23 protein-coding genes and 4 tRNA genes are annotated in these 25,576 nt (G+C 66.9%); 22 read left to right on the top strand and 5 right to left on the bottom strand.

The window, feature by feature from the left end:
* Positions 1 to 19 precede the first annotated feature (19 nt).
* The 11 genes from VARPA_RS08300 to VARPA_RS08350 all read left to right on the top strand — a co-directional run bounded on the left by VARPA_RS08300 (position 20) and on the right by VARPA_RS08350 (position 11,266).
* Positions 20 to 1,165, top strand: a complete 1,146-nt coding sequence (locus VARPA_RS08300; protein WP_013540106.1) for an ABC transporter substrate-binding protein — start codon at positions 20 to 22, stop codon at positions 1,163 to 1,165.
* 21 nt (positions 1,166 to 1,186) lie between these two features.
* On the top strand, positions 1,187 to 2,506 hold the full coding sequence (locus VARPA_RS08305) for an aromatic ring-hydroxylating dioxygenase subunit alpha (RefSeq protein ID WP_013540107.1): 1,320 nt from the start codon (positions 1,187 to 1,189) through the stop codon (positions 2,504 to 2,506).
* Complete coding sequence (locus VARPA_RS08310) at positions 2,503 to 2,967, top strand: aromatic-ring-hydroxylating dioxygenase subunit beta (protein WP_013540108.1); 465 nt, start codon at positions 2,503 to 2,505, stop codon at positions 2,965 to 2,967. Before VARPA_RS08305 ends, VARPA_RS08310 begins: the two co-directional genes overlap by 4 nt.
* A 40-nt stretch (positions 2,968 to 3,007) precedes the next feature.
* A complete protein-coding gene (locus VARPA_RS08315) occupies positions 3,008 to 4,171 on the top strand; it encodes an ABC transporter substrate-binding protein (protein ID WP_013540109.1) in 1,164 nt (387 codons plus the stop codon).
* A 71-nt stretch (positions 4,172 to 4,242) separates the two neighbouring features.
* Entirely contained in the window at positions 4,243 to 5,298 is a 1,056-nt protein-coding gene (locus tag VARPA_RS08320; RefSeq protein ID WP_013540110.1) for a branched-chain amino acid ABC transporter permease, read from the top strand.
* On the top strand, positions 5,295 to 7,082 hold the full coding sequence (locus VARPA_RS08325) for an ABC transporter permease subunit (RefSeq protein ID WP_013540111.1): 1,788 nt from the start codon (positions 5,295 to 5,297) through the stop codon (positions 7,080 to 7,082). Before VARPA_RS08320 ends, VARPA_RS08325 begins: the two co-directional genes overlap by 4 nt.
* On the top strand, positions 7,079 to 7,810 hold the full coding sequence (locus VARPA_RS08330) for an ABC transporter ATP-binding protein (protein ID WP_013540112.1): 732 nt from the start codon (positions 7,079 to 7,081) through the stop codon (positions 7,808 to 7,810). Before VARPA_RS08325 ends, VARPA_RS08330 begins: the two co-directional genes overlap by 4 nt.
* The gene (locus tag VARPA_RS08335; protein ID WP_013540113.1) at positions 7,800 to 9,386 is read left to right on the top strand and encodes an ATP-dependent acyl-CoA ligase; all 1,587 of its coding nucleotides are present in this window, start codon (positions 7,800 to 7,802) and stop codon (positions 9,384 to 9,386) included. The genes VARPA_RS08330 and VARPA_RS08335 overlap by 11 nt, the downstream gene beginning before the upstream one ends.
* 109 nt (positions 9,387 to 9,495) lie before the next feature.
* On the top strand, positions 9,496 to 10,272 hold the full coding sequence (locus tag VARPA_RS08340; protein ID WP_013540114.1) for an SDR family NAD(P)-dependent oxidoreductase: 777 nt from the start codon (positions 9,496 to 9,498) through the stop codon (positions 10,270 to 10,272).
* Positions 10,269 to 10,799, top strand: coding sequence for a MarR family winged helix-turn-helix transcriptional regulator (locus VARPA_RS08345; protein ID WP_013540115.1), 531 nt, complete (start codon positions 10,269 to 10,271; stop codon positions 10,797 to 10,799). Before VARPA_RS08340 ends, VARPA_RS08345 begins: the two co-directional genes overlap by 4 nt.
* A 2-nt stretch (positions 10,800 to 10,801) precedes the next feature.
* Entirely contained in the window at positions 10,802 to 11,266 is a 465-nt protein-coding gene (locus VARPA_RS08350; protein WP_013540116.1) for an acyl-CoA thioesterase, read from the top strand.
* A 3-nt stretch (positions 11,267 to 11,269) separates the two neighbouring features.
* Here VARPA_RS08350 and VARPA_RS08355 read toward each other — a convergent pair whose 3' ends face one another.
* Entirely contained in the window at positions 11,270 to 11,653 is a 384-nt protein-coding gene (locus VARPA_RS08355) for a hypothetical protein (RefSeq protein WP_013540117.1), read from the bottom strand.
* A 153-nt stretch (positions 11,654 to 11,806) separates the two neighbouring features.
* On the opposite strand from VARPA_RS08355, the gene VARPA_RS30995 reads away from it, so the two are divergent.
* The 5 genes from VARPA_RS30995 (at position 11,807) to VARPA_RS08375 (ending at position 13,423) form a co-directional block, all read left to right on the top strand.
* A complete protein-coding gene (locus tag VARPA_RS30995; protein ID WP_144298954.1) occupies positions 11,807 to 12,010 on the top strand; it encodes a hypothetical protein in 204 nt (67 codons plus the stop codon).
* Between the two features lie 383 nt (positions 12,011 to 12,393).
* A tRNA-Arg gene (locus tag VARPA_RS08360) sits at positions 12,394 to 12,470 on the top strand.
* A 38-nt stretch (positions 12,471 to 12,508) separates the two neighbouring features.
* Positions 12,509 to 12,706 carry a hypothetical protein gene (locus VARPA_RS08365; RefSeq protein ID WP_013540118.1) on the top strand — a complete coding sequence of 66 codons (198 nt, stop codon included), beginning with the start codon at positions 12,509 to 12,511 and terminating at the stop codon, positions 12,704 to 12,706.
* 25 nt (positions 12,707 to 12,731) lie between these two features.
* Positions 12,732 to 12,805: transfer RNA gene (locus tag VARPA_RS08370), tRNA-His, on the top strand.
* Positions 12,806 to 12,859: 54 nt separating this feature from the next.
* Positions 12,860 to 13,423, top strand: coding sequence for an HNH endonuclease (locus VARPA_RS08375; protein ID WP_013540119.1), 564 nt, complete (start codon positions 12,860 to 12,862; stop codon positions 13,421 to 13,423).
* Between the two features lie 89 nt (positions 13,424 to 13,512).
* Here the strand turns inward: VARPA_RS08375 and VARPA_RS08380 are convergent, their stop codons facing one another.
* Positions 13,513 to 13,755 (bottom strand): hypothetical protein, encoded by a 243-nt coding sequence (locus VARPA_RS08380; protein WP_013540120.1) that lies wholly within the window; start codon positions 13,753 to 13,755, stop codon positions 13,513 to 13,515.
* A 206-nt stretch (positions 13,756 to 13,961) separates the two neighbouring features.
* Here VARPA_RS08380 and VARPA_RS08385 point away from each other — a divergent pair, with 206 nt between their 5' ends.
* Entirely contained in the window at positions 13,962 to 14,369 is a 408-nt protein-coding gene (locus VARPA_RS08385; RefSeq protein ID WP_013540121.1) for a hypothetical protein, read from the top strand.
* Between the two features lie 92 nt (positions 14,370 to 14,461).
* Here the strand turns inward: VARPA_RS08385 and VARPA_RS08390 are convergent.
* Positions 14,462 to 14,537: transfer RNA gene (locus tag VARPA_RS08390), tRNA-Lys, on the bottom strand.
* A 142-nt stretch (positions 14,538 to 14,679) separates the two neighbouring features.
* Between VARPA_RS08390 and VARPA_RS08395 the strand changes: the two genes are divergently transcribed.
* On the top strand, positions 14,680 to 15,390 hold the full coding sequence (locus VARPA_RS08395; protein ID WP_013540122.1) for an SDR family NAD(P)-dependent oxidoreductase: 711 nt from the start codon (positions 14,680 to 14,682) through the stop codon (positions 15,388 to 15,390).
* Between the two features lie 50 nt (positions 15,391 to 15,440).
* On the opposite strand, the gene VARPA_RS08400 is transcribed toward VARPA_RS08395, so the two are convergent.
* Positions 15,441 to 15,516, bottom strand: a tRNA-Ala gene (locus VARPA_RS08400).
* A 98-nt stretch (positions 15,517 to 15,614) separates the two neighbouring features.
* Here VARPA_RS08400 and VARPA_RS08405 point away from each other — a divergent pair.
* Positions 15,615 to 16,481, top strand: a complete 867-nt coding sequence (locus VARPA_RS08405; RefSeq protein WP_013540123.1) for an alpha/beta hydrolase — start codon at positions 15,615 to 15,617, stop codon at positions 16,479 to 16,481.
* A gap of 24 nt (positions 16,482 to 16,505) precedes the next feature.
* On the opposite strand, the gene VARPA_RS08410 is transcribed toward VARPA_RS08405, so the two are convergent.
* On the bottom strand, positions 16,506 to 17,483 hold the full coding sequence (locus VARPA_RS08410; RefSeq protein WP_013540124.1) for a GMP reductase: 978 nt from the start codon (positions 17,481 to 17,483) through the stop codon (positions 16,506 to 16,508).
* Positions 17,484 to 17,689: 206 nt separating this feature from the next.
* Here VARPA_RS08410 and VARPA_RS08415 point away from each other — a divergent pair, with 206 nt between their 5' ends.
* The 3 genes from VARPA_RS08415 (at position 17,690) to VARPA_RS08425 (ending at position 25,568) form a co-directional block, all read left to right on the top strand.
* Positions 17,690 to 20,116, top strand: coding sequence for a UvrD-helicase domain-containing protein (locus VARPA_RS08415; protein ID WP_013540125.1), 2,427 nt, complete (start codon positions 17,690 to 17,692; stop codon positions 20,114 to 20,116).
* Positions 20,117 to 20,223: 107 nt separating this feature from the next.
* Entirely contained in the window at positions 20,224 to 24,075 is a 3,852-nt protein-coding gene (locus VARPA_RS08420; RefSeq protein ID WP_013540126.1) for a DUF2339 domain-containing protein, read from the top strand.
* Positions 24,072 to 25,568, top strand: a complete 1,497-nt coding sequence (locus VARPA_RS08425; RefSeq protein WP_013540127.1) for a DUF3999 domain-containing protein — start codon at positions 24,072 to 24,074, stop codon at positions 25,566 to 25,568. The genes VARPA_RS08420 and VARPA_RS08425 overlap by 4 nt, the downstream gene beginning before the upstream one ends.
* Positions 25,569 to 25,576 lie beyond the last annotated feature (8 nt).

A 25,576-nucleotide genomic window follows, 5' to 3' on the forward strand; every position in this document is an offset into this window, starting at 1 on the left:
ACTCGCTGGAGCAACCTCGATGAAAAAGAAACTGGCCCGCATCGTCGGCCTCACTGCCGTCGCACTGGCCGCCGCACAAGCCATGGCGGCCGACCTGAAGATCGGCTTCATCAGCTCGTTGTCGGGCCCTGTCGCCGCACTCGGCGTGCCCTATGAAAAGGGCATTCGCGCAGCCATTGCCGAGCATCCGGAAATCGGCGGGCGCAAGGTGCAGCTCATCGTGCTCGACGACGCCTCCGACCCGACCACCGCAGGCCGCAACGCGCGCAAGCTGGTGACCGAAGACAAGGTCGACGTGCTCATCGGCACCTCGGGCGTGCCGGGCGCGATGGCCATCGCCTCGGTGGCGCGCGAACTCAACACGCCGCTGATCTCGCCCACGCCGGTGACCATCGCCGGCCCCGAAGGCGCATGGACGGTGACGGTGTCGCAACCGTTCCCGCTCATGGTCGCGGGCGTGGTCGAGCGCATGCAGAAGTCCGGCGTGAAGACGGTGGCCTTCATCGGTTTCTCCGATGCGCTGGGGGATCTCGCCTACGACTCGCTGGTCAAGAGCGCGGCCACGGCCGGCATCAAGGTGGTGGCGAACGAGCGCTATGCGCGCAGCGATTCGTCGGTGGCGGGGCAGATCCTGAAGATCGTCGCGGCGCGGCCCGATGCCGTATTCGCCGGCAACTCCGGCACGCCGGGCGCGCTGCCCTACATCGCACTCGCCGAGCGCGGCTACAAGGGCAAGATCTACGGCACGCACGGGCTCATCAACGCCGACTTCGTGCGCGTGGGCGGCGCCTCCATCGAAGGGCTGCAGGTGCCCAGCGGCCCGGTGCTCGTGGCCGACCAGCTGCCCGACAGCAACCCCATCAAGAAGGTGTCGATGGGCTTCCGCGCGGCCTACCAGAAGGTGAACGGCGCGGTGCCGACCGATGCCTTCTCCTCGTACACCTACGACGCCTACCTGCTGCTGGCCGACGCCGCCTCGCGCACCAAGGGCGAGCCGGGCACGCCGCAATACCGGACCGCGTTGCGCGATGCCATCGTGAGCACCAAGGAGCTGGTGGGCACGCACGGCATCTACACCTTCAAGCCCGACGACCGCTATGGCTCCGACCAGCGCGGCGTGGTGATCGTGCAGATGAGCAAGGGCCAGTGGAAGCTGGTCCCCTGACATAAAACCGAGCGCCCGCCGATGACCAGCTACCGCCATCATCCCGACCGCATCGCCGCCCTGGTGCAGGACGACCGCGTGCACCGCGACCTGTACCTGAGCGAGGAAATCTTCGCGCTCGAGCAGGAGCGCCTGTTTGCGGACACCTGGGTCTTCCTCGGCCACGCGAGCCAGGTGCCGGAGGCGGGCGACTTCGTGACGCAGGACGTCGCAGGCCGGCCGCTCCTGATGGTGCGGCAGCCCGATGGCGCGGTGCACGTCATATACAACCGCTGCGCCCACAAGGGCACGCAACTGGTGACGGACGAGAGCGGCAATACCGGTCGCTTCTTTCGCTGCCCGTACCACGCCTGGACCTACAAGCTCGACGGCGCGCCGCTCGGCCTGCCGCTCAAGAACGGCTACGAAGGCACGCAGCTCAAGGCCTGCGAATCGGGGCAGGGGCTGTCGGTGGTGAAGCATGTGAAGGTGTACCGCGACTTCGTTTTCGTGCGCCTGTCCGACACGGGCCCGTCGTTCGAGGACTACTTCGGCGAGGTGCTCGGCGCCATCGACAACATGGTCGACCGCTCGCCCGAGGGCAGGCTCACCGTGGGCGGCGGCGTGCTGCGCAACATCGTCCACTGCAACTGGAAGATGTACCTGGAGAACATCAACGACACGGTGCATCCGATGTCGACGCACGAATCGGCCACCAAGGCGGCCGAGGCGCTGTGGGAGGGGCACGCGCCTACCGATCCCAAGCCGATGGCGATGGAGCAGATCCTGCCCTTCGGCTCGGGCTACGAGTTCTTCGACAAGATGGGTGGGCGGGTGTTCGCCAACGGGCACAGCGTGCTCGGGGTGAACTTCAGCATCCACTCCAACTACGCGCAGTTGCCCGAGTACGAGGCCGCCATGCAGGCCGCGCACGGCGCCGAGCGCGCGGCCGACATCCTGCAGCGCTCGCCGCAGAACTCGGTGCTGTATCCGAGCCTGTCGGTGAAGGGGTCGCCCCAGGCGATCCGCGTGATCCGCCCGCTGGCTGCCGACCGCACCCTGATCGAGGCCTGGAGCTTCCGCGCAGCCGGTGCGCCCGCGCTGCTCTTCGAGCGCGCGATGAGCTACAACCGCCTCGTGTTCTCGCCGATGTCGGTGGTGGCGCACGACGACGTGCACCTCTTCGAGAGCATCCAGCAGGGCCTGCGCGCCGGCGGCAACGAATGGGTGAGCCTGCACCGCAACTTCGACGCGGCCGAGCTCGCGCAATCGACCATCACCACCAACGGCACGAACGAGCTGCTCATGCGCAACCAGTTCCGCGCCTGGGCGAAGGCGATGGCACCGGAGGCCGCGGCATGAACGATCCCCGTGATTTCATCGCCCACGAGGCCGCGCTGCTCGACGAGCGGCGCTTCGATGACTGGCTCGCGCTCTTCGCCGACGACGGCCATTACTGGGTGCCTCTGCTCGGTGCGGCGCAGGCCGATCCCCTCTCGCACAACTCGCTGGCCTATGAAGACCGGTTGCTGCTGCAACTGCGCGTGGACCGCCTGAAGAACCCGCGCGCGCATTCGCAGCACCCCGCGAGCCACAGCCAGCATGTGCTGCAGCCTTCGCGCATCGAGGAGGAGACGGACGGCGAAGTGCGCCTTCGCACGCCGTTCCTCTACGTCGAAGCACGCGGCGAATCGCAGATCCTGCTGAGTGGCACTGCCCGCCACCACCTCGTGCACACATCTTCGGGATGGTCGATTCGCCAGAAGCGCATCGACCTGCTCAATGCCGCACGCGCGTTGCCGGCCATCCAGTTGTTCATCTGAGTTACCTGTTCATTCCAACCATCCTCACCGGAGCTACGACATGAAGAGCCTGATGCTGACCCTCACGCGCGGTGCCCTCGCCGCGGCGCTCGCCGCCTGCGGCGTTGCGAGCGTTTTCGCGGCCGACCTCAAGGTCGGCCTGAGCGTGTCGCTCTCGGGGCCGAACTCCTCGCTGGGCGTGCCCTATGCGAAGGGCATGCAGGCCGCGCTGGCCTACAAGCCCGAGATCAACGGCCGCAAGGTGCAGCTCATCGTGCTGGACGACGGCTCCGATCCGACGACCGCCGGGCGCAATGCGCGCAAGCTCGTCGAAGAGGAAAAGGTCGATGTGCTGATGGGCACTTCGGGGGTGCCAGCAGCCATTGCAATGGCGCAAGTCGGCCGCGATGCGAAGACGCCGATGATCGGCCTCACGCCCATCCTGCTCGACCCCAATGAGAACCCGTGGGTCATGACGGTCGCCCAGCCTACGCAGTTGATGATCGACGCGGTGGTCGAGCGCATGAAGCGCAACAACGTCAAGACCGTGGGCTACATCGGCTTCACCGACGCTTGGGGCGACCTGGTGTACGACGCGCTCATGAAGGCCGCGCCCGGCGCTGGCATCAAGGTGGTGAGCAACGAACGCTATGCGCGCGCCGATGCTTCGGTGACCGGCCAGGTGCTCAAGATCGTGGCGTTGCGCCCCGACGCGGTGATGACCGGTGGCGCCGGCACGCCGGGCGCGCTGCCGTTCCTCGCGCTGCAGGAGCGCGGCTACAAGGGCGGTGTGTACGGGCAGCACGGGCTCATCAACCCCGACTTCGTGCGCGTGGTCGGCGCCGCGGGCCAGAACGCGCTGATGCCTACCGGCCCCGTGATCGTCGCCGAGCAACTGCCGGACGGATACCCGACCAAGAAGATCGCGACCGAGTTCCGTGCCGTGTTCCAGAAGGTCAACAACGCGCCGACCAGCGATGCGTTCTCGGCCTATTCCTTCGACGGCTGGCTGGTGTTCGCCGACGCCGCCTCGCGCGCGATGAAGAAGGCCGAGCCGGGAACCGCCGAGTTCCGCGTCGCGCTGCGCGATGCCATCTTCAGCACCAAGGAAGTGGTGGGCACGCACGGCGTCTACAGCTTCAAGCTAGGCAGCCTCTACGGCGTGGACGAGCGCGCCCGCGTGATCGTCAAGCTCGACAACGGCCAATGGAAGCTCGCTCCCTGAGCGGCCCGCTCTTTTTCGCAAACGCCAAGAACGACGAACAAGAAGATGAAAGCAATGCCTGAGGTTTTCCTATGACGTGGGACGTCGCGCTGATTCTCATCACCGACGGCCTCGCCAACGGTGCCGTCTATCTGCTGGCCGGCCTCGGGCTGGTGCTGATCTTTTCCGTGACGCGGGTGGTGTTCGTGCCGTTCGGCGACATCGCGGCCTTCGCGGCCCTGTCGCTCGCGGCATTCGAGACCGGCCGCGTGCCGGCGACCATCGGCATGGTGGCGGTGCTCGCGGTGCTCGCGCTGGCGACGGAAGTCGGCAGCCTGCTGCGGCGCGGCGAGAGCTCGCGCATACCGAAGGCGGTGCTCATGTGGGGCGTGCTGCCCGCGATTCCATGCGTGCTCGCGTGGCTTGCCGCGCGGCCCGGCGTGCCGGTGGCGGTGCACATCGCGGTGGCTGTGTTGCTGGTCGTGCCGATCGCGCCGCTGCTCGCACGGGTGGTGTTCCAGCCGATTGCCGATGCATCGGTGCTGGTGCTGCTGATCGTGTCGCTGGCGCTGCACTTCCTGCTGTCGGGCCTGGGCTTGTTGTTCTTCGGTCCTGAAGGTTCGCGCACCACGCCGCTCACGAGTGCGGTGTTCACGCTGGGAGATGGCTTCACGGTCAGCGGCCAGGTGGTGCTGATGGTGGGGGCGGCGATCGTGTTGAGCGGCCTCTTCTTCCTTGTGTTCGAGCGCACGGTGGCCGGTAAGGCGCTGCGCGCAACGGCCGTCAATCGAGTGGGCGCGCGGCTGGTCGGCATCCGGCCGGTGCGCACCGCGCTTCTGGCGTACGGCTGCGCGTCGCTGCTCGCCGGCCTCATCGGCGTGCTCATCGCACCGGTTACGACCATGTACTACGACTCCGGTTTCATCATCGGCCTGAAGGCCTTCGTGGCCGCCATCATCGGCGGGCTCGTGAGCTACCCGATGACGGCGGTGGGCGCGCTCGCGGTCGGCGTGGTGGAGAGCTTCGCCTCGTTCTGGAGCGGCGCGCTGAAAGACGTGATCGTGTTCAGCCTGCTCATCCCGGTGCTGATGCTGCGGTCGTTCATGGTGACCCATTCGGAAGAGGAAGAAGACGAGGTGGACCAATGAACGGCAACCGCAAACGCATGCTGTGGATCGCCGCGGTGATCGTCGTGCTGACGCTGGTGCCGGCGGTGGCGGGCAGCTTCACGGTATCGCTCCTCAACGACATCGGCATCGGTGCGCTGGTGGCGCTTGGGCTGGTGCTGCTCACCGGCGTGGGCGGTGCGACCTCGTTCGGCCAGGCGGCCTTCGTCGGCATCGCGGCCTATGCGACGGCATGGCTTACCACCACGCAAGGCATGTCGCCGTGGATCGGCCTCTTGTTCGCGTTGCTGCTCACGGGTATCTCGGCACTTGCCATCGGCATGCTCACGCTGCGGCTCGGCGGGCACTTTTTGCCGCTCAGCACCATCGCGTGGGGCCTGTCGATCGCGATGCTGTTCGGCAACGTCGATGCGCTCGGGCGGCACACGGGGCTGTCGAACATTCCGGCGCTGCAGGTCGGTGGCTGGTCGCTGGCCGATCCACGGTCGATGTACTACCTGATCTGGGTGGTGGTCGGGCTTGCCTGCCTGTTCAGCCACAACCTGCTGCAGTCGCGGCCCGGCCGTGCGATTCGCGGGCTGCGCGGCGGTGCGACGCTGCTGGCGAGCGTCGGCGCGGATGCGTACCGCGTGCGGCTCACGCTGTTCGTGACGGCAGCGCTCTTCGCGGGGCTGGCGGGCTGGCTCTATGCGCACATGAACCGCTTCGTGAGCCCGTCGCCCTTCGACGTGCGCGCGAGCATCGAGTACCTGCTGATGGCCGTGGCCGGCGGGCTCGGGCAACTGGCGGGCGCGCTGGTGGGCGCCGCCCTGGTGCTGGTGCTGAAGAACGGGCTGCAGGACGTGCTGCCGATGCTCACGCAGCGCGCGGGGCAACTGGAGGCCGTGGCTTTTGCCGCGCTCTTCATCCTGCTGCTGCACTTTGCGCGCGGCGGGTTGATGGGGCTGCTGCGGCGCTGGACGCGGCGGCGCGGCGGCACGCAAGGCGCCTCGCGCTATGCAGCGCCGCCGGTCGATCCGCTCGCGCATCGGCAACTGCCGGCGCGCGGTGCGCAGGTGCTGTCGGTGAACGGCGCGGTCAAGCGCTTCGGTGGTCTGGTGGCTGTGAACGACGTGAGCTTCGATGTGAAGGCCGGCGAGATCGTCGGGCTGATCGGCCCGAACGGCGCGGGCAAGTCGACCATGTTCAACCTGCTGACCTGCACGCTGCCGATGACATCGGGCCAGGTGCGCTTTCTCGACCATGACATTGCCGGCATGCCGCAGCGGCAGGTGGCGCGGCTGGGCCTGGCGCGCACCTTCCAGCACGTGAAGCTGCGGCCGCACATGAGCCTCCTGGACAACGTGGCGCTGGGCGCGCATTCGCGCACGCGCTCGGGCATCCTGAAAGCGGGCCTCCGGCTCGACCGCAAGGAGGAAACGCAGATCCTGCAGGAGGCGCAGCGACAGCTCGACCGCATCGGCCTGGGCGACCGCGCGCACGAGCTCGCGGGCAGCCTGCCGCTGGGCACGCAGCGCATCCTGGAAATCGCGCGCGCGCTGGCCGCCGACCCTGTGCTGCTGGTGCTCGACGAGCCCGCGGCCGGTTTGCGCCGCAAGGAAAAGATGGCGCTCGGCGATCTGCTGCGCAAGTTGCGCGAAGAGGGCGTGACCATCCTCATCGTCGAACACGACATGGACTTTGTGATGAAACTGGTGGACCGTTTGGTGGTGATGAACTTCGGCTCCAAGCTCGTGGAGGGCGTGCCATCGGCGGTGCGTGCCGACGAGCGCGTGCAGGCTGCGTACCTGGGGAGCGTTGTATGACCGCGATGCTGGAGATTGGCGACCTGCATGTGTCGTATGGGCAGGTGGAGGCGGTGCGCGGCGTGTCGCTCGACCTGCAGCCGGGGCAGATCATTTCGGTGATCGGGCCGAACGGTGCGGGCAAGACGACGCTGCTGGCTGCCGCGATGGGCCTCCTGCCTTGCAAGGGCACGCTGCGCTTCGAAGGCGAAGACCTGCAGGGACTCGACGTGGAGGCGCGCGTGGAGCGGGGCCTCTGCCTCGTGCCCGAGAAGCGCGAGTTGTTCGGCGAACTCACCGTGCTCGACAACCTGCAACTGGGCGCCTATGCCAAGCGGCTGCGCGGCGATGCGATGAAGAAGCGGCTGCAGTCGGTGTACGACCGCTTTCCGCGCTTGGCGGAGCGCCGTGCGCAGCGCGCCGACACGCTCTCGGGCGGCGAGCGCCAGATGCTGGCGGTGGGGCGCGCGCTGATGTCGGCGCCGCGCCTCTTGATGCTCGACGAGCCGAGCCTGGGCCTTGCGCCGCTGATCGTGCGGGACATCCTGACCATCGTGCGCAAGCTGCGCGAAGACGGCGTCTCGATCTTGCTTGTGGAGCAGAACGCGCGTGCCGCGCTGGAAAGTTCGGACCAGGGCTACGTGCTGGAGACGGGCGAGATCGCGCTCTCGGGCGCGTCGGCCGAGCTGGCGAACGACCCGCGCGTGCAAGCGACGTACCTCGGCGGAGGCACGCACGATGACGAGTGAGGTGCGCGCCGTGCCGCCCGCGCAGCGCACGCTGCCGGCGATGCTGCGGCGGCAAGCGGCGCTGTTCGGCGCGCGCCCGCTGTTGCGGATCGCAGGGCGGCAGTGGACGCACGGCGACGCGGCAGAGGCGGCAGCGGTGCGCGCCGGCGCGCTGGCGCAGGCCGGCGTGGCGCGCGGCGACCGCATCGCGGTGATGTGTGGCAACCGCATAGAGTTTCTCGAAATCTTTCTCGGTGCGGGATGGCTCGGTGCTTCGGTCGTGCCAGTGAACACGGCATCGATGGGACCGCAGATCGAGTACTTCCTGGCCAACAGCGCGGCGAAGCTGCTGGTGATCGAGGCCGGCTTTCTCGAGCGGTTGAAGACGGCCGATCTCGGGCGCACGGCATTGCGCGACGTGTGGGTGGTGGGCGAGGGTGCTGCATCGTGGGAGCCACCCGCTGGTGTGCGCGTCTCGAACTACCCGGAAGGCTCGGAGGCCATTGCGCCTGCGGCCGTCCAGCCGGGCGATCCGCTCGCCATCCTCTACACCTCTGGCACGACCGGCCCGGCCAAGGGCGTGATCTGCCCGCATGCGCAGTATTTCTGGTGGGGCGTGAACAGTGCCGAGGTGCTGGGCGTCGGCCGCGACGACGTGCTGTGCACCACGCTGCCGCTCTTTCACATCAACGCGCTCAACACCTTCGCGCAGGCCGCGTTGACCGGGGCCGAAGTGGTTTTCGAATCGCGCTTCTCGGCATCGGGTTTCTGGCCGTCGATGCGGGCGAATGGCGCGACCGTGGTCTACCTGCTTGGCGCGATGGTGCCGATCCTGCTTGCGCAACCCGAGGGCGAAGGCGAGCGCGATCACCGCGTGCGCATCGGGCTTGGGCCTGGCGTGCCATCGGCGGCGGGGCAGGCGTTCAAGGCGCGCACCGGCGTGTCGCTGCTGGAAGGCTACGGCTCGACGGAAACCAACTTCGCGATCGCCACGGCGCCCGATTCGCCGCGCGGCGGCGTAATGGGTTGGCTGCGTCCGGGCTTCCAGGCCTGCGTGGCCGATGAGGACGATGTGGCGCTGCCGCCCGGAGAGGCCGGCGAACTGCTGCTGCGCGCGGACGAGCCGTATGCCTTCGCGAGTGGCTACTTCAACATGCCGGAGAAGACGGTCGAGGCCTGGCGCAACCTGTGGTTCCACACGGGCGACCGCGTGGTGCGCGATGCGGACGGCGCGTTTCGATTTGTCGACCGCATCAAGGATGCGATCCGCCGGCGCGGCGAGAACATCTCCTCGTTCGAGGTCGAGCAGGTGCTTCTGAGCCATCCCGGCGTGGCGTCGTGCGCGGTGTATCCCGTGCGCTCCGAGCTGGCCGAGGACGAGGTGATGGCCGCGCTGGTCACACGCGAGGGCGAACGCATCGACCCCGTGGAGCTGTCGCGCTTCTGCGAGGGCCGCCTGCCGTACTTCGCCGTGCCGCGCTACATCGACGTGCTGCTCGACCTGCCGCGCACTGAGAACGGCAAGGTGCAGAAGTTCAAGCTGCGCGAGCGCGGCGTGGGGCCGCAGACCTGGGACGGCCGGCCCGCGAGGTCGTAGGCCCGTGCGCACCTTGCCGCTGGACCTGGATGAATAGCGGGCGTTTCACGCGGTGACAGCTTCAACAGCGCGTCGCCCTTAAAATGATTCAGGACTAAACAATTCAGGTATGCAATCAAATCTACTCATTGGCCGTCATGCGCTCGTGACCGGCGCTGCACGCGGCATCGGTGCGGAGATCGCGCGAACCCTCGCGGCCGAGGGTGCGGTGCTCACGCTGCTCGGGCGCGACCGTGAAGCATTGCAGCGCGCGGCCGACACGCTCGCCGGCAGCGGGCATGGCGTGGCCACCGCCGACGTGGCAGATCCGGAGGGCGTGCAAACCGCCTTCGCGCAGGCGCGCGAGGCGCGAGGTCCGATCGCAATCCTCGTCAACAACGCGGGTGCCGCCGAGAGCGCGCCGTTCCTGAAGACCTCTGTCGAGCTCTGGCAGCGGATGCTGTCGGTAAACCTCACGGGCAGCTTCCTGTGCGCGCAGGCCGCGCTGCCCGACATGCTGGAAGCCGGCTGGGGCCGCATCGTCAACATCGCGAGCACGGCGGGGCAGAAGGGCTACGCCTACGTCTCGGCCTACACCGCAGCCAAGCACGGCGTGATCGGCCTCACGCGCTCGCTCGCGCTCGAAGTGGCGCGCAAGGGCATCACGGTGAATGCCGTGTGCCCGGGCTACACCGACACCGACATCCTGCGCAACAGCGTCGCCAACGTCGTCGGCAAGACAGGCCGCAGCGAGGCCGATGCACTCGCTGAGTTCTCCAGCGTGAATCCGCAGAAGCGCATCGTGCAGCCGTCCGAGGTGGCCGATACGGTGCGCTGGCTGTGTGGCGAAGGCGCGGCGTCGGTCACAGGCCAGTCGATTTCGGTTTCGGGAGGAGAAGTGACATGACACGCAACGATGCCTCGCACGCCGCGCTCAGCGACGCCGAAGAACTCGGTCACGAAGCACGCGCCGGTCACGAAGACCACGCGATGCTCAAGCTGTGGCTGCGCATGCTCGCGAGCACCACGCAAATCGAGGCCGAGATCCGCCGCCGTCTGCGCGAGCGCTTCGGCATCTCGCTCGCGCGCTTCGACTACATGGCGCAGCTGTACCGCTACAAGGATGGGCTCAAGATGCGCGTGCTGTCGCGCTACCTCATGGTGACCGGCGGCAATGTGACGGGCCTGACCGACGAGCTCGAGCGCGAAGGCATGGTGGCGCGCGCGCCCAGCCCCGACGACCGCCGCGCATGGATCGTGAGCCTCACGCCCACGGGGCGGCGCACCTTCGAGACGATGGCGAGCGAGCACGAGCAGTGGATCCTCGAGATGTTCTCGGGTCTCGACATGAAGACGGTCAAGCAGATGCACAGCCAGCTCGGGCTGCTGCGCGTGCATGTGATGCGCGGCGAGGCAGCCGGCGAGGAGGCGTGAGCGTGAGTGATGCCACGCATGTCGACCTGGCGGCGCCGAGCGCGGAGTTCCGGCGGCCGCGGCTGATCCGGTTTTCGGACTGCGATCCGGCGGGCATCGTGTTCTATCCGCAGTACTTCGTGATGCTCAACGGGCTGGTCGAAGACTGGGTGAACGAAGGGCTGGGCCTGAGTTACCACGGGCTCGTGGCGGAGCGCCGCATCGGGCTGCCGACCGTGAAGCTCGATGTGGACTTTCGTGCAGTGAGCCGCATGGGCGATCAGGTGATGCTGGGTCTTGCCGTGGAGCGACTGGGCTCACGCTCGATGACGCTGGCGGTGCGCTGCTTCGGCGCCGAGAGCGGCGAAGTACGGATGCAGATGACGCAGGTGATCGTGACGACGTCGCTTGAGACGCATCGCGCAGTTGCCATTCCCGACGACATGCGCGTGGCGATTCTGCGCGGCGCAACGGCGTTGGCGAGTTGAACTTCAGGGCGCCGGGTCGGCGTCCTGCGCGTGCTTCTTCAGCCAGCCGCTGAGTTCTCTCTTGCCCTTGGCATTGGCGGTGCGCCACGCCTCGCGCGCCGCCGCAATGAAGCGCTCTTCCGCCGCATCGGGCACCTCGGAGGGACGGTCTTCCTTGTCGAGCCAACCTGGCTCCACCTCGCAGTGCCGCTCGATCTGCCGCGCGAGGTTGTCGCCGATGGGGCGGGCGCTCTTGATCTGGCTCCACATGCTCGGGGAGATTTCGATCTTCTTCGCGAAGGACTGGTCCAGCCCCTTGGCTGGCAGGCCGGCGGCAATGGCGCCCTCGAGAAAGCGGCGATGCAGCGCAAGGACATTGCGACGGCGCGCGACGGTGGTATTGGGCACTGTTCAAAAACAACAACAAGACAAGAAAAGATTGTCCCGGTTGTTGACGTCGCCGTAAACACTATTTACAGTTGCCCTCACTCGCGGCTCAAGCCGTCCCCTTTTTCCAACCCTTAACAGCCGACAGCGGCAATTTTTGATCCAGGAACCATCGTGAACACCGCATTGACCCTCACCAACATTCGACCCGCATCGGGCCGGGCGTTCGTGCGCGTGTGGTCGTGTGGCGGTGGGTTCGGCATGCCGTCGTCGAAATCGAATCTGCGCCAGAGCTACGTGCATGCCACGCAAACCGCAGCCCGCCTGCGCGTTGGCAAGTTCGAGGATCAGGTGCTACCGGGTGGAGGTTGCGCATAAGCGCATACCTTCCAAGCTCTCTCCAGCAGAGGCCCGGACACCGAAAGGTTTCCGGGCCTTTTTGTTTGTTTTTTGCTTTCGTTTTTCGTGCTTTGCCATTTCGGGTGTGCCTTCACCACACCGCCAGAACCCACCGCGTAGACGGTCTGGCGGGATGTGCAGGAACTGATCCCTCCTGTGCAGCGACGTCGTACGGGACAGCGCCCAGCGCGCTGTCCGTCGCGTGAGGACACAACCGAAATGGAAAAGCGGTCATTCGCTTTTTCGCATCGAACCCGAGCGGAACCGGGCCATTGCAGATGGTCCTTCCGCGGAAACCGGCCGCAAAGATTGGGCGGCGCCGGAACTCGTAACCGGACACTTTTTGGTTTTCGCTTTTTCATCCCGCGTTAGCTCAATGGATCAGAGCACTTGCCTACGAAGCAAGGGGTTGCACGTTCGAGTCGTGCACGTGGGGCCATTTTTGTTTGCTGTCATCACTACAACCAAGGAGCCACCATGCGCAAGCGCAACACCCCGATCCGGATGATCACCGTGCGCCCGGCCCAGCCGCGCAGGCACATGGTGCTGGCACTGGCACAACGCTTCGGCATCGGCAGGCGCGCGACCGATGGCCTGTCCGCCTCGACTGGCCGCGAGCGTTTGCTCGAAGTGCTCGACCTCGACCAGCGCGTGCGTGAAGTAGGCGAGTGGTAGCCGGCCGATCGGTTTTCTTTTCACGGTGCGCGTAGCTCAACGGCAGAGCCGCGGGTTGTGATCCCGCTGACGACGGTTCGATTCCGTTCGTGCACCCCATCCATCTTTTTCTTTCAACCGCTTCGACCATCGCCGCAAAGGAGGCGAGCCAACATGCACCCTCACGTCCTGCAACTTGATATTCAGGGCACGCCGCAAGCCTGGATTTCGCTGGAGCAGGCGGTGCTGCACTACGCCACCGGATCGGTCGCGTGGGAAGACGGCGACCTGCCGCTGGCCACGCTGCGCGGCGGTTTCAACGTCGCGCGTGGCGTGCAGTCGCGCATCGAAGTGGCGCCCATCATCGCGCTGCGTGGCGCATCGAAGATCAACCTGTTCGACGTGGTGCCCGGTGTCACCAAGGGCAAGCTGGTGCGTCGCGACCGCCACACCTGCGCGTACTGCGCGGGCGTGTTCCACGAGCGCGATCTGCAATGCGAGCACGTGATGCCCGAATCGCGCGGCGGTCCGTGGGCTTGGACCAACCTGGTGAGCGCGTGCGCCGTCTGCAACAACAGGAAGGCCGCACGCACGCCGGAGGAAGCCGGCATGCCGCTGGTCTATCTTCCCTACGTGCCGAGCCGCTTCGAGAGCTTCCTGCTCGAAGGCCGCAACATCCGCGCAGACGTGCACGAGTGGCTGGCGAGGCGGCTGCCCAAGGGCTCGCGGCTTCAGTGAGAGGGGGTTTTGCTGTGCTTTGGCTCGTCCCTCAAGAAAAAAGCCCGCTGCCTTTGGACAGCGGGCTTTCTATTGTGCGGATGTGGTGTTCAGCGTCCGACGCCGAAGAATCGATAGGCGATCACCCCTGCAGCCGCGATGCCGCCAACGATGATGCAGAGCACTTTGGTGACCCGACCATTGCCGCGTCTGGAGCGGCCCCAGTGCTCCGGCCCGATCAGGTCGATGGGGACGGTGGGTTTGCCTATGTCGGAAGCCTTTTCCATGGAAGAAATATAGCGCAGGCCGGAAATCACTTTGCCCGGTCGGTGGATTGTGTTGTCGTCGGACATTGCCGATTGCACTGGATCGAGGAGGGCAAAAAATAACCCGCCGAAGCGGGTTCAACGAGCTTTTTTGCTTCGATGTGATGTCCCTGAAGTCCTGGTTGTTGTGCTGTGTGACAGCGGGTACAAGATGCCATGTCACGCACCGCACTTCATGGATACGGGGCGCCGTCGGCCGAAGCCGCCATTTGTAAATGTGAAATAGTGCATATATGAACCACGAAATCATCCTTGAGAGCCTGACCCGCGCACTTGAAAGCTGGATTCGCCATGCCTCGGCGGACCAGCTCTGGCAGGTGCATCAGGCCGGCGGGCTTGGTGCCTCCATTCACATGGACGGCGACATCGTCCGGGCGCGCGTCGCGCTCGGCGAGCCGCGCAATGCGCTGTCGGACATCGGCAAGACGGATGGGCGACTGCCTGTCACCGAGGCATTTCTCGGCAAGAGCATCGCGGCCTGGGGCACGCCACCGCCGCAAGGCAGCCCTGAGCGGGAGCAATGGTTCCTGTCGAACGAACTGGCACAGACGCATGCACGGCAGTACCTGATGGCGGAAGTCGGCGAGAAGCGCGATGTGCTCGCGCGCTTTGTCGAAGACTGGATTGAGCGCCAAGGCTGAGCGAGAGCGCCGTGATCGTGATGTCGGCGGGCAAATAAAAAAGCCTGCTACCGGTGAGGTAGCAGGCTTTTTCAGCGTTTCCGCCATGTTGGTGGTGGGCCCTGAGTGACTCGAACACTCGACCTACGGATTAAGAGTCCGCTGCTCTACCAACTGAGCTAAGAGCCCCTGCGCTGTAAGCGACTAGCGTTTTCAGGCAAGACCACGAGTATATCCCAGAATTTTCCGGTGTCCAAAAAAATTGTGAACCGCGGCGTTAGGATGCGCCACCGACGGGGCCATGCCCCTCCTCAATCAGGAGCATTTTCTTATGAGCGATGCAAACACCACGCCCCATGTTGTGATCACCGGCGCTGCGGGCGCGCTGGGTCGTGCCGTGGCGCAGCACTTCCTTGAGCAAGGCGCACGCCTTGCATTGGTCGATCACCATGTCGGTCGATTGGCCGAGGTCTTTCCGGGCCTCGACAACTCGCAGCATCTGCTGCTCGCGGGCGACGTGACCTCGGCGCCCGACATGGCCGAGTTGCTGACCGGCCAGGTGCTCAAGGCCTTCGGCCGTGTCGACGCGCTCGTGCACATCGCTGGCGGCTTCGAGATGGGCGAGGCGACGCATGCGCTGTCGCGCGCAAGCTGGGATCGCATGATGAATCTCAATGCGTGGTCGTTCGTCGCAGTGACGCAAGCCGTGCTGCCCTCGATGATCGAACGCAAGAGCGGCCGCATCGTCGCGGTGACGGCAAAAGTGGCGGCGCGCGGCGTGCCGGCAATGGCGGCGTACATCGCATCGAAGAGCGCATTGCAGCGCCTGGTGGAAGCGATGGCGGCCGAAGCCGCACCGCACGGCGTCAGCGTGAACAGCGTCGCGCCGAGCGTGCTGGACACACCAGCGAATCGCCAGGCGATGCCCGATGCCAATCCGGCCGAGTGGGTGTCGACGTCGGTCGCGGCGCAGACCATCGGCTTCCTCGCATCGCCCGCCGCCGCGGCGTTACATGGCCAACACCTGACGCTTGATACCTGAGCGCCAAAAAGAAAAGGCCTTGGCGATTGCCAAGGCCCTTTCAAATCGGTTGGTGGAGAGGATGAGGATCGAACTCACGACCTCCGCATTGCGAACGCGGCGCTCTCCCAGCTGAGCTACCCCCCCAACACGGCGTAAATTCTAACCAGACTCCCGTCTCGCCGCACGTGGTGTCGTGCCAAGATTCGCGCCCCGCAAACCAAGAACACAAGAGCAGCAACCGCATGGCCTCGTACGACCCCGCCTGGCTGGAAGGCATGTACAACAACCTCGCGCGGGTGAAAAACCACCCCGTGTATTTCGAGCGCTGGACGCGCGAATCGGCGGCGGTGCGCGACGCCTTGCCCGGCCGGATCGATCTTCGCTACGGCGACGGTTCGAACGAAACACTCGACATTTTTCCGGCGCCGATCCCCGACGCGCCGGTCCTGGTCTTCATCCACGGCGGTTACTGGCGTGCGATGGACAAGAGCCAGCACTCCTTCATCGCGCCGTCGTTCAACGACCGCGGCATCTGTGTCGTCGTGCCCAACTACGCGCTGTGTCCCGGACCGGTCGAGGCGCCCGTCACCGTGCCGGGCATCCTCATGCAGGTGGTGCGTGCGCTCGAGTGGACCTGGCGCCACGTAGCGGCCTATGGCGGCGATCCTTCGCGCATCACCGTCGCGGGTCATTCGGCCGGCGGCCACATGGCGGCGGCGCTGCTGGCGTGCGACTGGAAAGCGGTCGCGCCCGATCTGCCCATGCAGTTGGTGCGCAACGCGCTCTCGATCTCGGGCCTCTACGACCTGCGGCCACTGCAACACACACCGTTCCTGGAGCACACGCTGAAGCTGACCGATGCCGACGCCCGTCGTGCGAGCCCTGCGCTCTGGCCAGCACCGCCGCGCGGCCAACTCTATGCAGTCGCCGGGGGAGAAGAGAGCCCGGAATTCATCCGCCACAACACGATGATCCGCAACGCCTGGGGCCGCAACGCCGTGCCGGTGTGCGAGGTGCTCCCGGGCCTTGATCACTTCAGCGTGGTCGACGCATTCGCCGACCCGGCCCACGCGCTGCACCGCCACGCGGTGCAACTGCTCGAGGCCTGACCGAGACGGCCCGGGGCAGGGCGCTTACATCAGCAGGTGTTCGCCCTCGTTGGCGCCGCCCAGCGTGACGTAGTTGACCTTGCGGATGTCCATCAGCGTGCGGCCGCCCGCGTAGCTGATCGAGCTCTGCACGTCCTGCTCCATCTCGACCAGCGTGTCGGCCAGCTTGCCCTTGATGGGCTCGAGGATGCGCTTGCCCTCGACGTGCTTGTACTCGCCCTTGTTGAAGTCGCTGGCCGAGCCGTAGTACTCCTTGAAGAGCGTGCCGTCCACGTCCACCGTCTTGCCCGGCGACTCTTCGTGGCCCGCGAACAGCGAGCCGATCATCACCATCGAGGCGCCAAAACGCACGCTCTTCGCGATGTCGCCGTGGTCACGGATGCCGCCGTCCGCAATGATCGGCTTGGTCGCCACGCGCGCGCACCACTTGAGCGCCGACAGCTGCCAGCCACCCGTGCCGAAGCCGGTTTTGAGCTTGGTGATGCAGACCTTGCCCGGGCCGATGCCCACCTTGGTTGCGTCCGCCCCCCAGTTCTCCAGGTCGATCACTGCTTCGGGTGTGCCGACGTTGCCGGCGATCACGAAGGCCTTCGGCAGCTTCTCCTTGAGGTAGCCGATCATGTTCTTCACGCTGTCGGCATGGCCGTGCGCGATGTCGATCGTGATGTATTCGGGAACGAGGCCCTGTTCCACCAGTTGGTCGACGGTCTCGTAGTCGGGCTTCTTCACGCCGAGCGAGATCGAGGCGAACACGCCCTTGCCCTGCATCTCCTTGACGAACTTCACGTTGTCCAGGTCGAAGCGATGCATCACGTAGAAGTAGCCGTTCTGCGCGAGCCACAGGCAGATCGACTCGTCGACCACCGTCTTCATGTTGGCCGGCACCACCGGCAGGCGGAACGTGCGTTCGCCCAGCGTGACGCTGGCGTCGCATTCCGAGCGGCTCTCCACGCGGCACTTGCGGGGGAGCAAAAGGATGTTGTCGTAATCGAAAATCTGCATGACCAGGCTCCTGAAAGGAATCGTTGAAAGAAACGAATGAGCGCTTGGTCCGGCCGGTCTTCGCGGTGCGTCTCGAAAAGAAAACGCCCACAAAAAACCGGGCGCAAGAATCTTGGGCCCGGTGATTGATTTTACGCGGGGTCCCGAAGGCAGGTCTTCCAGTTCTTCGTATAACCCGCATACGCGGTGGTTTCTACAATCGGAGGATGTTGTTTAACGATCCTGCGGCTGATGCCAACCCCTCGGAACTGCCACTGCTGCAGAACCTGAACCCGGAGCAGCGCGCTGCGGTCACCCTGCCCCAGGGCAATGCGCTCATCCTCGCGGGCGCCGGTTCCGGCAAGACACGAGTGCTCACCACCCGCATCGCCTGGCTGCTCCAGACCGGCCAGGTCTCCGCCGGCGGCATCCTCGCCGTGACTTTCACCAACAAGGCCGCCAAGGAAATGATGACGCGGCTGACGGCGATCCTGCCGGTTAACGTGCGCGGCATGTGGATCGGCACCTTCCACGGCCTGTGCAACCGCCTCCTGCGCGCGCACTGGAAGCTCGCCAACCTGCCTTCGACCTTCCAGATCCTCGACACGCAAGACCAGCTCTCGGCCATCAAGCGACTGATGAAGCAGTTCAACGTCGACGACGAGCGCTTTCCCGCCAAGCAGACCCAGTGGTTCATCGCCGGCGCCAAGGAAGACGGCCTGCGTCCGAAGGACGTGGAGATCCGCAGCGACGACGACCGCAAGAAGGTCGAGCTCTACCAGCTCTACGAAGAGCAGTGCCAGCGCGAAGGCGTGGTCGATTTCGGCGAGCTCATGCTGCGCAGCTACGAACTGCTGCGCGACAACGACCCGGTGCGCGAGCACTACCAGCGGCGCTTTCGCCACATCCTGATCGACGAGTTCCAGGACACCAACCGCCTGCAGTACGCGTGGATCAAGATGCTCTCGGGCAACACGGTCGGCGGGCAGTTCACCCCGAACCCGAACAACAGCGTGATCGCGGTGGGCGACGACGACCAGAGCATCTACGCCTTTCGCGGCGCGCGCGTGGGCAACATGGCCGACTTCGTGCGCGAGTTCGACGTGCAGCACCAGATCAAGCTGGAGCAGAACTACCGCAGCTACAGCAACATCCTCGACTCGGCCAACGAGCTCATCAGCCACAACAAGAAGCGCCTGGGCAAGAACCTGCGCACCGACCAGGGCCCGGGCGAGCCGGTGCGCGTGTACGAGTCGCCCACCGACCTCGCCGAGGCGCAGTGGATGGTCGAGGAAATGCGCCAGCTCGTGCGCGACGGCTTCGACAGGAAAGAGATTGCGGTGCTCTACCGCAGCAACGCGCAGAGCCGGGTGATCGAAACCGCGCTCTTCAATGCCTCGGTGCCGTACCGCGTGTATGGCGGCCTGCGCTTCTTCGAGCGCGCCGAAATCAAGCACGCGCTGGCCTACCTGCGCCTCCTGGAGAACAAGGACGACGACACCAGTTTCCTGCGCGTCGTCAACTTCCCGCCCCGAGGCATCGGCGCGCGCACGCTCGAAACCCTGCAGGACGCGGCGCGCGCGGCGGGGCGTTCGCTGCACGATGCGGTCAGCGTCGTCGGCGGCAAGGCGGGCGCGAACCTCACCGGCTTCGTCGCCAAGATCGACGTGCTGCGGGAGCAGACCCAGGGCGTGAGCCTGCGCGAGATCATCGAGTTGGTGCTCGACCACAGCGGCCTCGTCGAGCACTACAAGGCCGATCGCGAAGGCGCCGACCGCCTCGAGAACTTGGACGAACTGGTGAACGCGGCCGAGAGCTTCGTCACGCAGGAAGGCTTCGGCCGCGATGCGGTGGCGCTGCCGGTCGACGAATTGCGCCAGTCGCCCGCGAGCCAGGGCATCGATCCGACCCGCCCGGTGCTCGACGAGCCGCTCGCACCCGACGCCGAGACCGGTGAAACGCTGAGCCCGCTGGCCGCGTTCCTCACGCACGCCGCGCTCGAATCGGGCGACAACCAGGCGCAGGCCGGCCAGGACGCGGTGCAGCTCATGACGGTGCACGCCGCCAAGGGCCTGGAGTTCGACTGCGTATTCATCACCGGCATGGAAGAGGGCCTGTTCCCGCACGAGAACTCGATGAGCGACTTCGAGAGCCTCGAGGAAGAGCGCCGCCTGATGTACGTGGCGATCACGCGCGCCCGCAAGCGTCTCTACCTGAGCCATTCGCAGACGCGCATGCTGCACGGGCAGACCCGCTACAACGTCAAGAGCCGCTTCTTCGATGAGCTGCCCGAAGGGGCGCTCAAGTGGCTCACGCCCAAGAACCAGGGCTTCACGCCATCGGCCTTCGGCTACGGCGGCGGCTACGGGAGCACGCGCGGCGGCAGCGGCGGCTACAGCGGTGGAAGCAGCGGATATGGAGGCGGTGGCTATGGCGGCAGCAAGGACACCTTCGCCAGCCCGCCGGTGCCACCGCAGAAGACTGCACCGTCGCATGGCCTGCGCTCGGGCATGCAGGTGTTCCACAACAAGTTCGGCGAGGGCACGGTGCTGGCCCTCGAAGGCACGGGCGACGACGCGCGCGCGCAGGTCAAGTTCACGCGGCACGGCGTGAAGTGGCTGGCGCTGTCGGTGGCCAAGCTCACGCCAGTCTGAGGCTGCTACTAAACCTATAGCTGACAGCATAGGCCGGGCGGGCGTCAGCCCGGTTTTTCCGGGATCAGCCGTACACTCCGGACTCGCCAAAACAAGGGGAGTCGGGGATGTGGTTCATAGGCATGATGGCCGGCCTGTTCATTGGGGCGCTGTTCGAATCGGTGCCTGTGGCGCTGGTTCTCGCGCTCGTTGGCGCGTTTGCGTTCGCCAAGCTGTTCGGCAAGAAGAAAAAGGGCGAACCGCAGCGCACCGAAGCTGAGGGCGGCTTGCCGAATGGCCGCGTCGCCGTTACGCCGGCCGCGACAGCACCCGCAGGCGGCGTGCTGAAGCTGCAGCAGCGAGTGACAGAACTCGAGGAGCGCGTCAGCCAACTCGAACGCCGGCTCGCGCAGGGCGCTAGCGATGTAGCCGTCGTCCCGACGGCAGCCGCGCCAATCGGCGACCTCGCCACCTCCATGGCCAGCACGCCGGTTGCGGAGTCGCCTTCGCTGCCGCTGGCTCAACCTGCGGCGGCACAAGCTGCCGAGATGACGCGGCCCCGCATCGCCACCATGCAGGTCCCGCGCCCCGTCGTCGTTGCCGAGAAGCCGGTTGCAGAAGCGCCGGTCCCGCCCGCAGCAACCGTCGCTCCCGCCGCAGAAAAACCCGTCGCGCCACGCGCACCTGAGCCCGTTGTCACACCCACGCCGCAGGTCGCGGTGCCGCCGCTGGTTCGCCGTCCACCCCCGCCGCCTCCGCCACCACCGGTCCCGCTGCGCGACCGCCTGCCCGCACCGATCGCCAACCTGATCTTCGGCGGCAACATGCTGGTGAAGCTCGGCGTGCTGATCCTGTTTCTCGGCCTCGCCTTCCTGCTGCGCTACACGGCTGAACGCGTCACCGTGCCGATCGAGCTGCGCTACGCCGCAGTCGCCCTGGTGGGTGCGGGCCTGCTGGTGCTGGGCTGGCTGCTGCGCCACAAGCGCGCGGGCTATGCGCTGATATTGCAGGGCGCCGGCATCGGCGTCTTCTATCTCACGACGCTCGCGGCGATGAAGCTCAGCGGCCTGCTGCCGGCCAGCGTGGGCTTCGCGTTTTTGTTCGGCGTGGCGGTGCTCAGCGCTGCGCTCGCGGTGCTGCAGAACGCGCCCTTGCTCGCCATCGTCGCCGCGCTCGAAGGCTTCGCGGCGCCGGTGCTGGCATCGACCGGCTCCAATCAGCCGGTCGGCCTCTTCACCTACCTGCTGGTGCTCGACGTGGGCATCGTGCTGATCGCGTGGTTCAAGGCCTGGCGCGTACTCAACCTGATCGGCTTCGTGGGCACCTTCACGCTGGCGGCCGGCTGGGCGCACAAGTACTACACCGACGACCAGTACGGCATCGTGCAGCCGTTCCTCATCGTGTTCTTCCTGCTGTTCACCGCCATCGGCTTGTTCTTCGCGCGCCGCACGCTGTTCGATGCGCCAGTGCAGCCTGCGCAGCCGCTGGCCACGCGCGCACTCGACACGCTGCGCCGCGCAGGCCGTGTCGACAGCTCTCTGGTGTTCGGCACGCCGATGGTCGCCTTCGGCATGCAGTACCTGTTGATGCATCCGTGGACATACGGCGCCGCCTTCTCGGCGATGGCGCTCTCGGCCTTCTACCTCGTGATGGGCCGGCTGGTGTTCGCCACGCAGCCCAAGGGACTGGCGCTGCTGGCGGAGGCCTACGCCATCGCCGGCGTGATCTTCGGCACGCTCGCGATTCCGCTCGGCCTCGAAGGGCAGTGGACCGGCGCGGCGTGGGCGGTCGAGGCGGCCGGCATGTACTGGCTGGGTGCGCGGCAGGGGCGTGTCTATGCGCGGGCCTTCTCGTTCCTGGTGTTCGCCGGCGCCGTGTGGAAGCTGCTCGAAGCCACGCAGGTCGATGGGGCCGCCGGGCATCCGCTGCTGCAGGGCTCGGTGATCGGCCCGCTGCTGGTGGCGGCGAGTGCCTTCGCGATGTGGGCCATGCACCGCCGCGCCAAGCTCGATGAAGGCGACAGCCTCGAAGCCATCGTCGGCAGCGCCTTGCCGTGGCTCGGCATGGCCGCGCTCACGCTGCTCTTGTGGCAGTGGTTCACACCGGCGTGGGCTGCGGCGGCGACGGCCGTGCTCGCATCGGTCACCTTCGCGGTTGCCGTGCGTTTCGCGCTGCTGCCGCTCACCTACGTGAGCTTCGGCATGCAGGCGCTGGCGGTGGCGGGCTTCGTCGCCACGCTGCACCGCACGGGCGATGGACTCGACGCCGGGCAGGCGCTCCAAAGCGGCTGGCAGGGCGCCGCGGCCGCCTGCCTCATCGCGCTCAGCGTGCTCGGCAGCGCGGCCTGGTCGATGCTGCAGGCGCACCGCGCGGCACTCGCGCGCGGCGTGCAGCCGGTGTGGTCTGTCGGCAATGTGGTGGGCGTGATCGCGGGCGTGGGCCTGCTGCACTTGGCGATGCTGTTCCAGATCAGCCTCGCCCAAGCCGCGCTGCTGTGGCCGCTGACTGCCACTGTCGTGCTGTGGGTGGCGCTGCGCATGGCGCACCTGCCGCTCGCGGCGTTCGCGGGCGTGCTGCATGCGGTCTCGGCGATTCTCTTCGTCATGCTGGCGGAGATGGGCGGCGACATGCGCATGCTGCGTCCCGCCTTCGGGCATCTTGGCTTCTGGACGCCGCTGGTGATGGGTCTCACGGCACTGCTGGCCGGCGACTGGCTGCGCGACGAAGCGCGGCCACGCGCGGGCGAGCCTGGCGGTGTGGCGCGCAAGCGCTGGGTCAACGCATGGTGTGCCCTTCCCGCGGTGCTGTGGACGCCGGTGGTCTGGGGCCTGTTCTGGTGGCTCTTCGGCGCGCTGGACGAAAGCGTCCGGGTGCTGAACCTCCACGCGCTGGCGAGCCGCGTGCCCGCGGTCGCGATGGCGGTGGTGCTCGTGACTTCCGTGCTGTCGGCGCTCGTGGCACACCGGCGCGACTGGTCGCAACTCGGCCGGGCGACGCTCGCCACGCTGCCCGGCTTCGGCCTGATCGCCGCCTACGGCATCGCGGGTGGGCTGACGCTGTTCTACGTGCCGTCGAGCGCGCTCGGCTGGATCGCCTGGCCGCTGGCGCTCGCGTGGCACCTGCGCTTGCTGCGCGCGCAGAAGCGCTGGCTCGATGCCGCAGCGCTGACGCCGTTCCACGTCGCGGGCTTCTGGCTCTTCCTGCTGCTCGCGGCGCGCGAATGCCAATGGCAGCTCGGCCGCGTCGGTGCCGAGTGGTCGAGCTGGCAACTGCTGGGCTGGGCCCTCGTGCCTGCGCTGATGCTGTGGGCGCTGCGCTCGCGCGTGTTGCTGCAGCGCTGGCCGCTCAGCGAATACCGCAGCGCGTACCTGGAACTCGCCGCAACGCCGGTGGCGGTGTACCTTTTCGCATGGGTCTGGGTCACCAACGCGGTGAGCCCCGGCGATGCAGTGCCGCTGCCGTATGTGCCGTTACTCAACCCGCTCGAACTCGCGCAATGGCTCGTGCTGTTCGCGATGGTGCTCTGGTGGCGCGCGCTGCCGCCCGGCTCGTTCGCGCGCGTGCAGCCGATGGTCGCCAAGGGCGCGGTCGGCTTCACCGGCCTCGCGCTGCTGACCGGCATGGTGCTGCGCACCTGCCATCACTACGCGGGCGTCGAATGGCGCTTCGACGCGCTCTACGCCTCGTGGCTCACGCAGGCGGCGCTGTCGATCACCTGGGCGATCTGCGGCGTGGTCGCGATGGTGCTCGGCCACGGGCGCCGGGTGCGCACGCTGTGGATCGCGGGTGCCGTGCTGCTCGGCGTGGTGGTGCTCAAGCTCTTCTTCGTCGAACTGGCGGACCGCGGCGGGCTGTTCCGCATCGTGTCGTTCATCGCCGTCGGGGCCTTGCTGTTGCTGGTGGGGTACTTCGCGCCGGTGCCGCCGAAGAAGGAAGAGCCAGAGCCGAAAACGGCACCGGCCGAAGGAGGTGCTGTATGAGCGATCGTTCGATTCGTCTCGTCTTCGTCGCGCTGATGGCCGCGGCCGCGGCAGGCGCTGCACAGGCGCAGCCGGTCACTTCCGCCCCCATCGCGTTGCACGGCACCGGGCCGTACCACCGGCTCACGCTGCCGCTCGCCATCTACGGCCGTGCCGCCTATGGCGACCTCGGCGACCTGCGGGTCCACAACGCCGCCGGGCACGCGGTGCCCTATGCCTGGTTGCGCAATGAAGCGTCAGCGCCGCGAACGGCCTCGCAGGCGGTGCCGATCTTCGCGTTGCCCGGCAATGCCGCACCGGGCGACACCGCACTTGCGTTCACCGTGCGACCCGACGGCTCGCTGGCGCTGGACAACAAAGCCACCCCCAAGCCGAACGACGCGACGCAGTGGCTCATCGACGTGAGTCAGGTCAAGGGCAGTCTGTTGCAGGCGCGCTTCGAAGTCGCGCCCGATGCGCGTGGCCTATTCGCCTTCCGGCTGGAGGCCAGCGACGACCTGCGGCAATGGCGTCCGGTGGGCGGCGAGGAGCAACTGGTGCGCTTGGCTCACGGCGGCCAGACCATCGAGCGGATGGCGGTCGAGCTGGGCAACCTGCGCACGCGCTTCCTGCGCCTGCGCTGGAGCGATCCGCAACAAGGCGCACCACTCGCCAAGGTGGAGATCGACAGCGTGCAAGAGGTCGAGCCGGCGGCGCCGATCGAATGGTCCGGCCCGCTGAAACCCGAGCGCTGCGCCGAGGACTACTGCGACTACCTGCTGCCGCGCGGCCTGCCGGTGCAGAGCCTGCGCATCGACCTGGCCGACATCAACACGCTGGCGCAGGTCGGCGTGTCGGGCCTGGTCGATGCCGCACCGGCTTCGGCGATGCCACAGCCGCAGTTCGTGCCGCGCAACCCGCTCTACGCATTGCGGCACCAGCAGCGTCGAACGACCCCGTTGCCCACCGGCCCGGGCGAGGCACCGCTGCTCGATACGGTCGTGTACCGGCTCGCGCAGGCCGGCGGTGAAGCGCGGTCGCCGGTGCTGGCGCTCGACGGCGCGGTGTATTCGCGCCTCAGGTTGCGCACTTCAGGTCCGGTGAGCGTGCTCGGTGCGACGCCGCCGACGATTGCGGTGGGTGCCACGCCGCGCACGCTGGTGTTTCTTGCACAGGGCGGCGCGCCGTTCTCGCTGGCCTGGAGCGCGGCGCCCGACAAGGGCGCGGTTCAAGGTGCGTTGCCGGGGGCGCCACTCGCGTTGTCGACGCTGATCCCTGGTTACGCCGCGGACAAACCGGTTGTGGCGGACGATGCGTCCGTCACGTTGCCCGTGGCGGCGGTGGAAGCGGCAGTCGCCGCTGCAGCGCTCGCGCCCGTTCCCGAGACGGCGCCGAACGATCCGTCGCGCAAGTGGTGGCTATGGGGTGCCCTGGGTGTCGGCCTGCTTTTGCTCGCAGGCATGGCGTGGTCGCTGTTCGCGAGCCTGCGCAAGGACAGGGCTGCGAACGACTGACCGGTGAC

The organism is Variovorax paradoxus EPS, from assembly GCF_000184745.1.
GTDB classification, from domain to species: Bacteria; Pseudomonadota; Gammaproteobacteria; order Burkholderiales; family Burkholderiaceae_C; genus Variovorax; species Variovorax paradoxus_C.